Here is a 14,680-nt window from a genome sequence, read left to right on the forward strand (position 1 = left end):
AAATATCAGTACAATAGCACTTACGTTTCAAAAATATTTGTGGTAAGCGCAACTCGTATTCATCGCAGTAATTGTACTTAAGTATTTTGTCGCTCTTTATCGGTAGTTTAATTAACCAGCTCTTTTTAAAGAAAACTTTATATAGCTCTGCTAAAAAAACTGTTATTGTAGCTACAACAGATCAGAAATAACCAAATTTTTACGCAGAAATCCCGTGTCTGTGTAAATCAAAATTGATAGACAGTTTTGTACGCAAGTTACGAAACAGGGGAATTGTTGTCTTTTTTTAACCCCAAATAGGTGTATTATGTCAAATTTAAATGTTCCAGTTTCTGTAAGGGCGATCGCCTTTATCGATACAAGAGTACCAAATTATCAAAGTTTGGTGGCTGGGGTAACACCCGGTACGGAAGTTGTAGTGTTAGATGGGAATGAGGATGCGATCGCACAAATTACTGATATTTTAGCTCTTCGTACCAATATTGATAGCATTCACATCATTTCTCACGGTGCTCCCGGTAGCTTGCAATTGGGCGACGGTAGCTTGAGTTTAGATGAAATAGAGGGCGATCGGCATTTTCTACAGCAGTGGTTTTCGCCACTAACCTCTATCCCCAAAAATCCACCTAATATCCTCTTGTACGGGTGCGAAGTAGCAGCAGGCGAGACAGGTAAAGCATTTGTCAAACGGTTGAGTGAGTTAACCGGGGCGTCGGTGGCTGCTTCCCAAAACCTCACGGGAAGTGTAGCAAAGGGTGGGGATTGGAAACTAGAAATTAGCACTGGGAAAATAGAAACACCGCTGGTATTTGCACCCGAAGTATTAGCAGGTTACGAATACGTTTTAAATACCTTTGGTGCGGCGACAAACTTCGGCGCGGGGACAAATCCCAAAGGTATTAATCTAGGGAATTTCAACGCTGATACCTTCCCCGACTTAGTAGTAACAAACCAGAATGACGACAACATTTCAATCTTGTTGGGAAATGGCACAGGGGGTTTTGGGACGGCTACCAACTTTGCCGTAGGTTTTACTCCGAATTTCGTCACATCGGGACTGTTCAACAATGACAATTTCCCCGACTTAGCAGTAGCAAATAGTGCTAACATCTCAATTCTGTTAGGAAATGGTACGGGCGGATTCGGTGCAGCTACCAATTTTAGTGTAGGTAATACTCCCATTTCAATAGGTGTCGGGAACTTTAATGCCGACAATTTTCTAGATTTAGCAGTGGTAAACGCTAACCCTCAAGGTGCTTCTGGCAGCGTCTCAATTTTGCTCGGAACTGGCACTGGTAGCTTTAGCGCAGCCACTAACTTCAATGTTGGTTCGATTCCGGGTGCCGTTGTTGTAGGCAACTTTAACGCTGACAGTTTCCCCGACTTAGCCGTTGCCAACAGCCTCTCTAATAATGTCTCAATTCTCTTAGGAAATGGCACGGGCGGATTTGGTACAGCTAGTAATTTTGGGGCTGGGACAAATCCCAATTCGATCGCCACTGGGGACTTTAACGGAGACAATTTCCTCGATTTAGCCACAGTTAGCCCTACCAGTATCTCAATTCTATTGGGAAATGGCACGGGCGGATTTGGCGCAGCCACTAATGTTAGCGCGGGCACAGGGCTTTCCGGGATTGTGGCGAAAGACTTAAACGGAGACGGCAAACTTGACTTAGCAGTAACAGGGACTAGCGGCGCTGCAATTTTAGTAGGAAATGGCACTGGCGGTTTTGGTACACCGATTAACTTTGCTGCGGGGACAAGTCCAACTTCGATTATTTCCGGCAACTTTAATGCTGATACTCTCCCCGATTTGGCAGTAGCTAATAACGCTTCAGACAATGTTTCAATTCTGCTAAATACACCCAATACAGTCAATTTTGGTGCGGCAACTTACAGCGGTACAGAAGGAACAACAGACACAGTAGTTAATATTCCCGTCACTCTCAGCGGCGGCACTACTATTAGCCAGGTATTTGTACCGATTGTAATTAATTCCAGCAGTAGTGCCACCGAAAATTCAGACTACACTATCGCCCCGACATCGATTACATTCCCCGCAGGTGCAACAGGTGCGGCACTCACCAAGAATATTGCACTTACGATCAAACCCGACAACATCGCAGAAAACGCCGAAACCGCAATTCTCAACTTTGGCACAATCACCGGTGGCGTTGGGGGTACAACCAAACAAACAACACTAACTATTGCTGCTAACGGTACTGTTTCCTATGCGGTTGCTGCGGGGATTGCGAGCATTCCTGAAGGCGATAACGGCACAAAACCTCTAACTTTTACTGTGACTCGCAGCGGTAGCACTGGCGGGGCAAGTAGCGTCAATTATGCGATCGCCGGAACTGCTACCAACGTCAGCGATTACAACAATATCGGTGGCACTTCTGCGGCAACGGGTATCGCAGGCACGATTAATTTTACAGCCGGTGAAACATCGAAAACTATTACTCTCGATGTGTTAGGCGACACCATCGTTGAACCCGACGAAACAATTATCGTCACCCTATCAAGTCCCGCAGGCCCGGGCGTAACACCAACAATTACCACTGCTACCGCCACCACAACGATCGCCAATGATGACAAAGTTGGCGTTACTGTTAATCCAATTACCGGATTAACTACGACTGAACTCGGCGGTAAAGCTACTTTCACAGTCAAACTCAATTCTCAACCGAGTGCTAACGTTACTTTCGGCTTAAGCAGTTCCAATGTTGCCGAAGGAACTGTTTCGACTAATAGCTTAACTTTCACTCCCGCCAACTACAATCAACCGCAAACAGTAACGGTGACTGGCGTTGACGATTTGGTAGCTGATGGAAATGTAGTTTACAAAATTATCACGGCGGCGGCTGTCAGCACCGATCTTAATTACAACAATCTCAAGCCTGATGATGTCACCGTCACCAACAGTGACAATGAAACTCCGGGAATTACGGTGAATCCGACGGCGGGATTAACTACGGGCGAAGATGGCAGCAAGGCTAACTTTTCGGTGGTGCTGAATACTAAACCAACGGCTAATGTAATTATTGGTTTGAACAGTTCTAATGTGGCAGAGGGAAGTGTTTCGACTAATAGTTTAACTTTCACTCCGGCTAACTGGGATACAGCGCAACCGGTGACAGTAACTGGGGTAGACGATAGTATTGTTGACGGCGATATTGACTACAAAGTTATCACGGCGGCTACTGTTAGTACAGATCCGAATTACAGCAACAAAGATGTATCGGATGTTGGTATTACCAATAAGGACAATGATACGGCTGGTGTTTCTATTAGTGTTGCCGAAACAACTGCTACAGAAGGCGGGGCTAATGGCAGTTACACTGCGGTGCTGAAATCGCAGCCGATCGCCCCTGTCACTCTCACTCTCACCACAGGTAGTCAGATTGAGCCGATCGCGCCTATCACTTTCACATCCGTTAATTGGAATGTATCTCAACCAGTTACGGTGAAAGCTGTTGATGATGCGATCGTGGAAGGGGCGCACAGCGGGAATATCACTCACAGTGTGACTAGCGGTGATGTTAAGTATAACGGGATTGTGGTTGGTGGGGTGGTTGTGGCGATTACGGATAACGACATTGCACCAAAGCCACCAGTAGTCGTCGATCCGATAGTCGTCGTCGAGCCAAAGCCACCAGTAGTCGTCGATCCAGTAGTCGTCGTCGAGCCAAAGCCACCAGTAGTCGTCGATCCAGTAGTCGTCGTCGAGCCAAAGCCACCAGTAGTCGTCGATCCAGTAGTCGTGGTCGATCCAGTAGTCGTCAATCCGCCAGTCACTACAGGAACAGGTGGCACAAACAGACCGATCGTCATACCGAGATCTAATGAAACTATCTTGGGATTACCGATAACTGGCGATCGGCCTTTGGGTATTCCCACGGTAAGTTTTTCCCAAGCTACTTACAAAGTCAATGAAAGTTTCACAGGAATTGTTCAGGCACAAATTACTCTCACTCGCACTGGAACTCTAGGGGATCTAAACAGCAGTTCCACGGTGTTCTTAGAACCTCCTACAGGTTCAGCGACTTTCAGAACAGATTGGAACTTTTCCTCCATCCCCAATACCCCTCCTTTTCTCATCTTTAACCCAGGCGAAAATAGCAAAACTTTCACAATTGACATCTTACCGGATGGTATAGCTGAGGGAACAGAAGAAATCGCGTTTCGGATCGCTAATAATGCTTTTAATGCCAGTATTGGCACTCCAAGCTTTGCCACCGTGGAAATTTTGGATGCTGAGTCACGGTTCATCGACACGAACGTTCCGATTTCTCCGAAGCGCTTGTACTCAGCTATCTGGGGAGACTATAACAATGACGGCAAACTGGATATCCTCGGAAACAACCAAATCTACAAAAACACCGAACTCCTCGATAACAACAATCAAAGGTCTAGCGAATATGGCTTTAGCGAAAGTAATCGAATAGACTTGTCAGGTGATTTCTCAGCATGGGGAGATTACAACAATGATGGGCGCCTGGATTTCTCGGTCGGCCAGAATCGTGGCAGCAACAATGAAAGCAGAGACATCTACAGCAACAACTTTGCCAAGAGAGCAACGCTACCTGATGTTTACGGGTTCCGTTCCTACGTGACTTCGGCAGATTATAACAATGATGGTCGTCTGGATATCTTGCAAACAGCCAACGATAGTTGGCGGGATGATAATAACAAGCTCTATCGCAACTCCGGCTCTGTCAACGGTCAAGACAACTTTAGCTTTGAGCAACAGAGCACGACTGGACTACCATCCAGTAGAGGTTTCGCTGCTTGGGGCGACTATGACAACGACGGTAAACTTGATGTTCTGCTCAATGTGCCGGATTCCAGCGGCAGAACAACTGCCAAACTCTACCGCAACTCGGGCAATTCCAATTCCGTTTTTAATGGTTTTTTTAATGGTTTTACAGACACTGGCGTAATATTTCCTGGTTTTAGTAACGTTGATCAAATCGCTTGGGGAGACTACGACAATGATGGCAAACTGGATATCCTAGTCAGTGGTTCCGATAGTTCATTCCAGCAATCGCAGTCCATCACCAAAGTCTTCTGCAACGCAACCAGTACCAGGGAGCCAAACAGATTTGATGACATAGGTGTAAAAATACCTGGTCGGGTTAATTCTCTATCTCAAAATCCTTGGGGAGACTACGACAATGACGGCAAACTGGATATCCTAGTCAATGTCAGTGTTTTGACTCAGCTAGATGCGGGAAGTTCACAAAAAGTAGTCACCAAAGTCTATCGCAACAACACAGGCAGACCTTTTAACCCAAATGACCCAAATGGCTTTATTGACCCAAATAGCTTTACTGGTCAAAATAGCTTTATCGACAGTGGCGTAGAAATCGGCAGTGTCGTATCGCCTCCTGGTGGTCAAGCTTATTCCAATGCAGCTTGGGGAGACTACGACAAGGATGGAAAATTGGATATCCTGGTCGCTAGTAATTCAATAAAGGAACTCAACAACCCAGCAGGAGATGTCTTCTCTACCAAAATCTTCCGCAACAACACTCCTAAAGCGAACACTCCTCCCACCGCACCCACAGGGCTGACGGCTGCAGCTTCGGGCCCAGAAGTTACCTTCAACTGGAATAAAGCGAGTGATGCTCAAACTCCTCCTAATGGTTTAAGCTACAACCTTCGAGTTGGCACTAAGCAAGGGGGCGCAGAGATTCTTTCCCCGATGTCTTTGAACGATGGAACTCGGCAACTCGTGGGGTTGGGGAATGTCAATCAAAACACCCGATGGCAACTCAAAAACTTGCCCCGAGGGAAATATTTCTGGAGCGTGCAAGCAATTGACACAGCTTGGGCCGGTTCGCCTTTTGCCAAAGAAGGCAGTTTTACGATCGACAACCGCCCGCCAGAAGAGAAGATTCGTTTAAGTGGCAGGTACACTGAGCTTAACCAACCCATCAAAGATGTATACATTGACCCTGATACCAATCTCTATGGCGACCAGATTTCCTACCAGTTAACTCTACCTGATGGCAGTCCTTTATCTAATAGTGATCCAAACACTAATTGGCTAGGAATTGAATCCAGACCCTGGGAAAACACCATCATATTTACCGGCACCCCTCCAAGTGATGGGAAACCCTTCGAGGTGAAGTTAATCGCTACAGACTCTTACGGTGCCAGTAGCGAACAGACTTTCAAGGTGACAACAAAAAATGGTCGCTGGGTAATTGACGGCTACATCTCCGGTGCAACTGTCTTCCTCGATGCCAACAAAAACGGCATCAAAGACACCAACGAACCATCCACAATTACCGATACAGGCGGCAAATTCGATCTCAACATCCCCTTCGAGATATTCGACACGAACAAAAACGGAGAAATCGACCCATCAGAAGGCAATTTAGTTGCGATCGGAGGCACTGACACCGCCACCGGATTACCCCTAGAAACACCAGTCACCGCACCACCAGATTCCACAGTTGTCACACTCCTAACTAGCTTAGTCGCCGACTTAATCGACAAGGGAATTGCACCCGAAGCCGCCCAATCTTTAGTCAAAGCCGCCCTTTCCCTCCCCGCTGAAGTTGACCTGACTAGCTTAGATCCAATCCTAGCTACCAACAACAACCAGCCTGGGGGAGTCCAAGTCTTAGCAGCAATGGTGAAAGTCCAAAACACCATCACTCAAACAGTCGCTTTGATTGACGGTGCATCCAGTGCAGCCGATCGCGATCTTGTCAAAGCTGTTGTCAGTTCAATGGGCGATAAAATTCAAGGCGGTGCTATCTTAAACCTCAGCAATCCAGCCGCCTTAGAACCAATAATTCTGCAATCCGCTGCTAAAATCCAGCAGATTGACCCCAGTTTCAACATTCAAAAAGTCACCTCTATTACCTCGCAAGCTGCGACAGTAATGGCAACAGCAAATCAGCGCATTGATACCGCCGTCACCAACCCAACAGCAACATCAATTCCCCAAGCCGTTGCCCGCGTCCAACAAGTATCCTTGGGCGCAACTACTCAAGACTTCAAAGCAGTTGGTGCCGGAAGCAAGCCAATTTCCCAGTTAGTTACTGACAATACTGGTGCTGCTTTAGATAGCAAAATTCAAGCAGTAACATTGCCTGCTGGGATTGCAACTCCTATAGTCACCGGTGACGCAGATTTGGGCAGCAATTCTGGTCAAATCAACGGCACAAATGGCGATGACATCCTCACTGGCACTACCGGAAATGATGCAATCAACGGCCGACGAGGCAACGATTCCCTAGACGGAGGCCTTGGAGATGACACTCTTTACGGCGGCAAAGGTAGCGATACTTTGCTCGGCGCTAGCGGTAATGATGTCTTGTTTGGCGGCCGCGGTGCTGATATCTTAAACGGCGATGATGGTAATGATATCTTGTTTGGTGGCAAGGGAGATGATTTACTCAATGGCGGCTTAGGAAATGATACTTTGACTGGAGGAAAGGGAGTCGATAAATTCCTAATCTCCACCAATTCTGGGACTGATACTATTACCGATTTTGAATTTGGTAAAGACTTCTTAGTATTGGGTAACGGGCTGAATTCTTCACAATTGGCGATTAGTCAAGATAGCGGTGTAACATTAATTCGGTTTGCCCAAACTGGAGAGATTTTAGCTTCTATCAGCGGAGTTTCTGCTGGGAGTATTACCGCAGGGAGTTTCGGATTGATTTAACAAAAATCGGCGGTTAAAACCGCCTATATACAAACAAAACCCCCGGAGGCGGGTTGAAAAAGACCGGGCGAATGGAATTCGCGTCTATACAGACAAAACCTGCCTCCGCAGGTTGAAGAATAGGCGGTTAAAATTGCGTTTTTTCTTCAGTCCGCGGAGGCGGACATTGTTTGTATAGTCGCGGTTTCAACCGCCGGATTTTGTCTGTGCAGACGCGGTTTCAACCGCCGGATTTTGTCTGTGCAGATGCGGTTTCAACCGCCGATTTTTCTAACATATCAAATCAACAGCGCTGATATCGCATACCCGGCAATTGCGAAACTAATCCCAACAATTCCAACTGCAAAAGAATACCAGAAACCGTCCCCGCTTCCAATCCCGCAGCCTCCACAATTGTATCAAGAGAATTCGGCCCCGAACCCAGAGCTTTTAACACTACAGCCAACTCCCCATCCAATAGCGGCTCTGGCTTTTCAGGGGTTGGATTTGCCGGAAACAAGGACAACTGCTGCGCGCTATCCAATTTTGGCATAGCTCCGAGCATTTCTAGCAATCGGTCTTCGCTTAAAAGTCGATCGCTATTGGGGAGAATCGGATGAGCACCTTTACTCAGCAACTCCAAACATCCAAACGATCGCTCATCATCCAACCTTCCCGTCAAAACATACACATCCCGACAAAACTCATTCGCTTGATAAGCAGTAATTAACGCCCCCGACTTCTGCGGAGCTTCTATCACAATAGTAGCGCGGCTCAAGCCAGCAATTATCCGATTTCGGCGCGGAAAATTAGTTTTATTCGGTTGAGTGCCCGCCGGATATTCACTAATTGCCAATCCCTGCTGTAACAGGCGATCGCACAACCGCTCATTTGGCTTAGGATAAACGATATCAACCCCAGTACCAAAAACAGCCAAAGTCCGACCTCCCGTCTCCAAACAGCTTGTATGAGCCTCCGTATCAATACCTGCGGCAAATCCCGAAACAACAGTAAAACCATTTTTAGCCAAAGCCACACTAATTTTACGAGTCCAGCGGCGGCCGTATTCCGAAGGACTGCGAGTGCCAACAATTGCCACCGTCGGCGTAATTCCTTGATTCTCTTTGATATCGACTAAACCGCGATAATACAGCACCGGCGGCGGGCTGGGAATTTCCAATAATAAGCTGGGATAATCCCGATCTGCGGGTGTCCAGAAACAGGGATTGTTAATAAGATGTTTCTCAATAAATTCTTCAGGATTGAGTTTAGATCGTTCTTGTACAGTGGTATCAATTACCTGCTTGCCAAACCCTTCTACTCGCATTAAATCTACTGGTTTCGCCATCCAAGCTTCTGCCAAAGTATTAAAATGTTGGTGCAATCTTTGCAACAAAATCGGCCCTATACCATTAATCTGTGACCATGCTAACCAGTAAGCGCGTTCTTCTAGCAACGACTTGCCCTCAATTTATCTGAAAATAATTTTATCATTTTTGGTATAAACAGCACTATCCATTGCTGTCAACTTAAAAAAGGTACGTTGTTGGGCTTTAGCCCTCTTTAGATTTATAGACAAAGAGGGCTGAAGCCCAACAACGTACCTAAGCTTTCCAATTGACAAAACGGGCATAAATATAAGCAATGATTTCCCCAGTCACAGTCCGAAAACCTGCGCTAGATTTCCACCATTCTTGTGAGTTATAATCTTCCGATTCCGCAGCTATAATCCCGACTTTAATTTCAGGATTCAACACTTCTTTGAAAACCATCCAACTGCGGCGGGCATGAGTGCCAATAGAATAAAGATTGATTGAGTCCACTTTTAGGGCAGAAGTAGCTAGCCAATCTCGAAGTGCGATCGCAGAAGCAGCAGTGCGGTGTTTCACAACACTCGGTGCGGGTACAGCTACCACTTTGTTCTTATCAAATCCTAGCGCAATACAAGTCGCGGCGGTCAGTTCAGCATAATTTTTATATTGGGCGAGATAGTGGCCCTTACTTACCGGAAGCCCGGTTGTCACCAATTTCCGGTATCCGCCTTTGTTGAATTCTGCGATCGCACTTTCGACTGCATAATCCGGCAACCAGCCTTCCACAACCAGTATATCTGCTTTAATCGGCGCATTTACCGCCAAAAATGGATGAATATTTGTGATAATTAAGACCATTGTAATGATTAAACCTGCGATCGCAATTACCCAACCTTCCCAGGTAATTGCCCACATCTCTCGGCGGCGGATCAGACGAATTTTCATTTTATAGCAGAAGGAAGAAGGAAGAAGGAAGAAGGAAGAAGCAACAATACCAATGGTTTCAGGAAGAGGGAAATAGTGAGACAGTGAGAAAGTTATAAAATTGCCTTATGCCCTATTCCCTATGCCCTATGCCCTATTCCCTATTCCCCATTCCCAAATTATTTGTGTTTGAGATACTCAAAAACGCTCTTATCGCCGATATCCTGGGGGATAGGTTGAAAAAACTTGCGGACAGCAAAAATGATGAACAATATCGCCCAAAGTCCCAGCAGCAACTGTTCATTTTCCGGTGTCAAGAAGCCAAAAATATGTCCTAAAAGTAATAGCGGAACTCCCGGAGTCAAAAACTTAGTTTCTAGGCGGTTAAAGCAGAAAGCTTCTTTAAAAAAGATGCCATTCAAGGCAGCAAAAGTAAAGCCAATTCCCCACAAAGTCGCTGGATGTTCGTACACCGCCAAAGCCAAAGGTTCGCTACTTTGTAAAGCGACAAACAGTGCTGCCGCGCCGCCGATCGCCCAAAACATCTGTAACGTGCGATGCAGCGCAATCATGTAAATGTGAATAGTTGCCAAACTAACGCCTAAAGCTATCCAGAAACACGCAAAAACAGGCGTTACAGCTTGAATTGCCATTGGGTTGTCGCCCTGTTGCAACACCAGAGTAGCACCCACCGCCAAACACAGCGCCGCCACCCCCAATCCGGCGCGGTAGATCAACACTCCAGTGCGATCGCTTTCGGTAATCGTAAACTCGCCGAATTGCCCTTGATAGACTGCCGATTCATCAGGCGATTTCAGTAATTGCATCACAGCTTCCTCCTATTTGTCAGACACGAATGTACTTCTACCAAGATATACTTTATTGATAAACCGATACAGCGAGACCGAGCGATGCCCAAATTTAACAAACCTAAAGTTAACCAGCCTAAAGTTAACAAGTCTCAAGTTGACGATCGCCCAAATCAAAGCAAATCCCTTCCTTCAGAATCCGAACTTCCTTTAGTTCAGCTTGATGAAACCATTGTAGCAGGTAGAAGACCGAAACCGCTAAACGACTTGCAGCGCTTGCTTGCTGAATTACCAGAATTAGGAGGCACCTTCAAGCCAGAAATCTTCGCCGATCTCGATGAAAACAACCCATTTAATGGCGGTCAATTTGAAAGTAAGATTAGAAGAATCCTGGGAAACAAAAAAATCAATGCCGATCTTAAAAATACAATCAAATATTTAGACTACCTCAAGCAAAATTTTCAAGTTCCGTGCCATGTTACTGGCATAGAAGAGTTTGAATGGGAAGAAGAGTATCTTATGGGTTTTGGCACTAAAAAAGAATATGCAAGGCTCAAAAAAACTCAACCTTCTTATACTGATAAATTCACAATTCATCGGTTGGAAGATTTTTCTATTCAGGAAGACGGCATATTTGTGGAAGTTCAGCGCGTCGGCGATCGCAAAAAGTTTATGTTGCGTTTAGCAGAGTTAGAATCAGTTGATGATATCCCCCCAAACAATCATTTATTACATGATTATGCCGTGTGGTGGATTAATTATTAAGGAAGAGGGAGATTGGGAGATTGGAAGAGGGGGAAAAATCTTCCTTCTCCCCTCTTCCCTCTTCCCTCTGAAAACTGTCAACTGTCAACTGTCAACTGTCAACTCTTCCTTCTTCCCTCTTCCCTCTGAAAACTGTCAACTGTCAACTGTCAACTGTCAACTGTCAACTCTTCCTTCTTAATTAGATTGAAGTAGCAAAGTGCGATCGCTCGACTTTTGCCAAAGCTTCAACTAAACTGCGAACAGCAGCAATCATCGCCACTTCGCTGTTAAGTTGGCTGACAGCAGAACCGACGCCAACACCCGCAGCGCCAGCGCCAATAGCCAGCGGTGCAGTGACGCTGGAGATGCCCGAAGCGCAGAGTACGGGGACTTGTACGGCGCGGGAAATTTCAAAGGCTGCGGCCAAAGTAGGCGCTGCTTTTTCAATCAATCCCAAAGTTCCGGCGTGAATTGGTTGGGCGCTAGTACCGCCTTCGGTTTGGATGATGTTAGCGCCAGCTTTGACTAATTCGGTTGCTAACTGTACTTGTTTGTCCAGTGTCAAAATGTGGGGAACTGTTACAGAAAGAGTGATGTTCCCAAATAGCGATCGCGTTTGGCGAGTCAACTCCAAAACTTCCTCAGCTTCAAAGCGGCGCCCTACGGCGTAGAAAGCATCAAAGTTGCCAATTTCAATCAAATCAGCGCCAGCTTCTACCGCAGCTACAAACTTTTCTGGTTCCACAGCCGACACACAAATTGGCAAATTTGTCAACTGTTTTGCCATCAATACCAAATCGCGATCGCAAGCAATATCGACAAAGGAAGCGCCACCGAGATCCGCTGCTTTGACAACAGCCGCAACGTTAGCCGCATCAAAATTATTTAAACCGCTGATAATTTTCAGGGCGCGGCCTTGCTCAAATGCGCGCTGCAATTTAGGAGTTACACTCATAGTTAGCCTTCCAACTCAGAAAATTTGTTAGACTCATTTTGACACGAATTAGAACTATTTTTGATTTTTAATTCTTAATTTTTATAGGACTGATACCAATTTTTTATGAGGGTGCATAGAATCTGATCCCCCCTAACCCCCCTGGTGGGAGGGGGGGACAAGAGTTACTCAAAGTCCCCCTTCTTAAGGGGGATTTAGGGGGATCGGGATATGTGCAACGACCCATTAAATTGGTATGACGCACTCCTTGTTTAGAAACCGGGTTTTTTTACGAAAAGACGGATTTTAGACCGCAGATTAGGTAAAAAACCCGGTTTCTGGGTGCCGATGCGTAAGTTTTGTTTTAATTATTTCCCGGCTGTCGAAACTTGTGCACATCTTTGATAACTTGTACCCAGCCGTCAGAGAGAGATTCCAAAATACGATCGCCCTTTTCCTTCGTCGCCACCGTCGCATCGCCCAACACACCGCTATCAGTCAACTCTCGCGTCAGCCAAACAAAAGGCAAGCTACCTTCCATACTCAGCAAACTGTCAGCAGGCAAATCCCTCGGATACTCGCAAACTGCTCGCTCCATTTTCACCTGTTCGGGCAAAATTGACAACATCAAACTCGTTTCGGCATCTCCCGCGTGAATTCCCAATTCTAACTCTTTCGCCGTGAGTAATTGGGCCGCCACATTCGGCACCCGCCAAACAAACAGCGGAAACACTGAAAAATCCTGATATTTCTGATGAATATCCCGCACTGCAATTTCCATTACCTGCGGCTGTCCGCCGTGGGCATTCATCAATACTAATTTCCGAAATCCTGCCCGGTAAATACTGTCAGCAATTTCGCCAATTGCGGCTAAAAGTGTCTGAGCGCCGATCATAGAAGAACGTTTGAGCGTCGCCATCAAAGGCTCGGGCATAGCAAGCTGGGATCTAGACGTGCGAACAAATCGAGTAATTTGGTCGGCGAACCATTTCAGGATTTTCGGCTGCGAACCGACACCGGGCGGCGAAACTACGATCGCAGTGTGGAAAAAGTTCGTGCATCCAGACGACTTAAAACAAGTCTTGCAGGCAGTCAAAACGGCTCGGGAAACGCGATCGCTCTACTCGATCGACTACCGAATCGTGCGCGCAGACACGGCCAAAATCCGCTGGTTGAGCGTGTTAGGGCGCTATTTCTACGACAGCAAAGGCGAAGCAGTGCGGTTTATCGGAGTGGTATTTGATATTACCGATCGCAAGCCGAACTCGATTTGCTAGCAAGCAACGAGCGCTTTGAGTTAGCTACCAGGGCGATCGAGGGCATCGTGTTTGAGTGGGATTTGGCAGCCAACACAGTTTACCGTTCCGAGGGACTGTCTCCCTCATCGGTGTCCGCCCCGAAGATGCACAGCCAACACCAGAGTGGTCGAGAGTCTCACGCCCCAAAAGCAGCGTTACGCCCTAGAAACGATCGAGCGCAATGCCAAACTGCAAACCCAGCTAATCGAAGATTTGCTCGACGTGTCGGGGATTCTGCAAGGTAAGGTCAGCTTCAATATCATACCTGTGGATTTGGCTGGGGCGATCGCTGCGGCGATTGACACTGTGCGTCTGTCGGCCCAAGTCAAATCAATTGAAATCTGCACTCAATTTGCACCCCATCTCGGCTTGGTTTTGGGCGATGCGGGCAGACTTCAGCAGGTATTCTGGAACTTGCTGTCAAATGCTGTCAAGTTCACCCCTGATACCGGTGCAACCTCAGACAATTCCTGCCCAGACGGCGCCGGAGTCATCTTTCAATTTGAGCGGCATCCGGGTGTTAGCGGTGGATGATGATGCCGATGCGCGAGATTTGGTGGTTTTTCTGCTGGAGGATTGTGGCGCCAGCGTGACAGCAGTTGCTAGCGCCGACGATGCCTTAAAAGTCTTAACTCAATCTGTCCCGGATGTGCTGTTGAGCGATATTGGAATGCCCGACACCGACGGTTATATGTTGCTGCGGCAGGTGCGGGCTCTGCCGCCGGAGCAAGGCGGATTGGTTCCCGCGATCGCCCTTACCGCCTATGCTGGAGAAATTGACTACCAGCAAGCCCTGACTGCGGGGTTCCAGCGACACATTTGTAAGCCTTTAGATCCAGACAAGTTGGTGCAGGCGATGTTGGATGTGTTCGTGGAGCGATCGGGCAAAAACATTTTTTAATTTAAACTATTTTTTGCTGCTAAAAATCTTTATTTAACGAACCGCAAAGGCGCGAAGAACGCGAAGGAAAAAGAAGAAGAAGAAGAAG

9 protein-coding genes and 1 pseudogene are annotated in these 14,680 nt (G+C 46.8%); 5 read left to right on the plus strand and 5 right to left on the minus strand.

Annotated elements, in window-relative coordinates:
- Positions 1-307: 307 nt before the first annotated feature.
- Positions 308-7,687 (plus strand): DUF4347 domain-containing protein, encoded by a 7,380-nt coding sequence (locus JGK11_RS10010; RefSeq protein WP_293211440.1) that lies wholly within the window; start codon positions 308-310, stop codon positions 7,685-7,687.
- 283 nt (positions 7,688-7,970) lie between these two features.
- Here JGK11_RS10010 and dprA read toward each other — a convergent pair whose 3' ends face one another.
- The 3 genes from dprA to JGK11_RS10025 form a co-directional block, all read right to left on the minus strand.
- A complete protein-coding gene (gene dprA, locus JGK11_RS10015) occupies positions 7,971-9,122 on the minus strand; it encodes a DNA-processing protein DprA (protein WP_293186850.1) in 1,152 nt (383 codons plus the stop codon).
- 148 nt (positions 9,123-9,270) lie between these two features.
- Positions 9,271-9,924, minus strand: coding sequence for a YdcF family protein (locus tag JGK11_RS10020; RefSeq protein ID WP_293198420.1), 654 nt, complete (start codon positions 9,922-9,924; stop codon positions 9,271-9,273).
- Between the two features lie 158 nt (positions 9,925-10,082).
- Positions 10,083-10,730: a DUF2301 domain-containing membrane protein gene (locus JGK11_RS10025; protein WP_293186852.1), complete on the minus strand. Its 648-nt coding sequence runs from the start codon at positions 10,728-10,730 to the stop codon at positions 10,083-10,085.
- Positions 10,731-10,814: 84 nt separating this feature from the next.
- Here JGK11_RS10025 and JGK11_RS10030 point away from each other — a divergent pair, with 84 nt between their 5' ends.
- The gene (locus tag JGK11_RS10030) at positions 10,815-11,477 is read left to right on the plus strand and encodes a hypothetical protein (protein WP_293186853.1); all 663 of its coding nucleotides are present in this window, start codon (positions 10,815-10,817) and stop codon (positions 11,475-11,477) included.
- A 181-nt stretch (positions 11,478-11,658) separates the two neighbouring features.
- Here the strand turns inward: JGK11_RS10030 and JGK11_RS10035 are convergent, their stop codons facing one another.
- Both JGK11_RS10035 and JGK11_RS10040 read right to left on the minus strand, forming a co-directional pair.
- Positions 11,659-12,414 carry a DUF561 domain-containing protein gene (locus JGK11_RS10035; protein WP_293186854.1) on the minus strand — a complete coding sequence of 252 codons (756 nt, stop codon included), beginning with the start codon at positions 12,412-12,414 and terminating at the stop codon, positions 11,659-11,661.
- 343 nt (positions 12,415-12,757) lie between these two features.
- Positions 12,758-13,285 (minus strand): annotated as a pseudogene (locus JGK11_RS10040) (creatininase family protein); the annotation flags it as partial.
- Positions 13,286-13,346: 61 nt separating this feature from the next.
- Between JGK11_RS10040 and JGK11_RS10045 the strand changes: the two are divergent.
- From JGK11_RS10045 to JGK11_RS32850, 3 genes are all read left to right on the plus strand, one after another.
- Positions 13,347-13,670, plus strand: coding sequence for a PAS domain-containing protein (locus JGK11_RS10045; protein ID WP_293211442.1), 324 nt, complete (start codon positions 13,347-13,349; stop codon positions 13,668-13,670).
- 144 nt (positions 13,671-13,814) lie between these two features.
- On the plus strand, positions 13,815-14,225 hold the full coding sequence (locus JGK11_RS32845) for a sensor histidine kinase (protein ID WP_366053573.1): 411 nt from the start codon (positions 13,815-13,817) through the stop codon (positions 14,223-14,225).
- Positions 14,209-14,592 carry a response regulator gene (locus JGK11_RS32850; protein WP_366053575.1) on the plus strand — a complete coding sequence of 128 codons (384 nt, stop codon included), beginning with the start codon at positions 14,209-14,211 and terminating at the stop codon, positions 14,590-14,592. The genes JGK11_RS32845 and JGK11_RS32850 overlap by 17 nt, the downstream gene beginning before the upstream one ends.
- Positions 14,593-14,680 lie beyond the last annotated feature (88 nt).

This window comes from Microcoleus sp. PH2017_34_RAT_O_A, from assembly GCF_020737885.1.
Taxonomy (GTDB): Bacteria; Cyanobacteriota; Cyanobacteriia; order Cyanobacteriales; family Microcoleaceae; genus Microcoleus.